Source organism: Geodermatophilus sp. SYSU D01186 (assembly GCF_054050215.1).
Genome location: NZ_JBJGYW010000074.1, coordinates 1 through 1,443, shown reverse-complemented (window position 1 = coordinate 1,443; position 1,443 = coordinate 1). Strand labels below are relative to the sequence as shown.

The 1,443-nt window shown below is 76.0% G+C and carries 1 protein-coding gene; it reads left to right on the top strand.

What is annotated here, in order from left to right:
• On the top strand, positions 1–746 hold a 746-nt coding region (locus tag ACI784_RS25210), incomplete at its 5' end, for an ATP-binding protein (protein ID WP_457015333.1).
• Positions 747–1,443 lie beyond the last annotated feature (697 nt).

The window sequence follows — 1,443 nt, the reverse complement described above, 5'->3', positions numbered from 1 at the left end:
CCCCCCCCCCCCCCCCCCCCCCCCCCCCCCCCCCCCCCCCCCCCCCCCCCCCCCCCCCCCCCCCCCCCCCCCCGGCCGGGTTCGATGGGGCCACCGTCGAGGACCTGCAGTTGGCGTTGGGCGAGGCGGCCGGCAACGCCGTCGAGCACGCCTACCGGAGCGCGGCGGTTCCCGGTCGGGTCAGCGTCGAGCTCACCGCTGACGGTGACGGCGGGGTGACCATCGCCGTCGGTGACGGCGGCAGCTGGCGTCCGGTACCCGGCGATCCGGGCTTCAGGGGCCGGGGGCTGCAGATCATCTCGGCTCTCGCCGGCGACGTCCAGCTCGACGCCGGGAATGCGGGTACCGTCCTGCGGTTCCGCATCCCGGGCCCGCTGCTCGCCGCGACGGCGGGGGCGCCGTCGAGCCGCGTCGAGCCGCGCCCCGGCGAGCAGCCGGCGACGCTCGTGGTCACTGACGCCGCCGGCCACCACTGCGTGGAGCTGACCGGGGATCTCGACCTCGCCGGGGTCGCCACGGTCCGGGACACTCTCCTGGCCGAGCTGTCCGCTGACCGGCCCGTCACCCTCGACCTCACCCGGCTCGGCTTCGTCGCCAGCGTCGGCGTCGGCCTCCTCCTCGAGGCCGCCCAGACCGCCGGCGGCATCGACGTCCTCGTACCCGCAACCGGCCCCGTGCGGCGGCTGCTGGACCTCACCGGCCTCACCACCGTCCTGCCAGCCGCCCGGACCGATCTGCCGGGGTGACGAACGGGACCGCGACATGCCGTTCCGAACGGGAGGTGCGGCACACAGCATGCGACGGATCCGCGCACGGCGACGCTCAGCCGGCGGGCGGGCAGACCTCTGCGACCGGCGCGCTCGGTGCGTGTCCCTGCTGCGCGCGGTAGTCGTACAGCTGGTGGCGACCGGGTAGCGGGTGCCCGTCCCGGCAGCTGAGGGTGCCCACCTCGCCGACGTAGACCGGCGCGAGCAGTGCGGTGTGGAAGCGGCGACCCGCCCGCTGGACGAGCCGGCTGTCGCAGTGCGGGCAGTGCAGGTTGTGCAGGGACTGGCCTCAGATCGCCTCCATGCCGACGAGGTTGTGCCATGGCGCGGTCCGTGGCATGCGCGGGCCCGGCAGGTTTCCGCGATCGTCATCAGGACTCAATGCGCAGGCGGCTGCATGACGGTCCGTTGTCGGCTGGTCCCAGGCTCGTGGGCCTGCACCTCCCCGTCACGCGTCGGTGAATCGTCCACGGGCGAGAGGCCGACCGCGTGGGGAGGAGCAGGCGGATGTGCTGTTCAAGCTGTGGTGCCGAGAACCGGCCGAGCCGGTTCTGCCTGCGTTGGGGGGGGGGGGGGGGGGGGGGGGGGGGGCGGCGGGCGCTGGGGAGCGCGTGGGGGTGGGGGGGGGGGGGGGCGCGTGGTGGGTGGGGGGCTGGGTCTCCGCCTAGACGGCGCG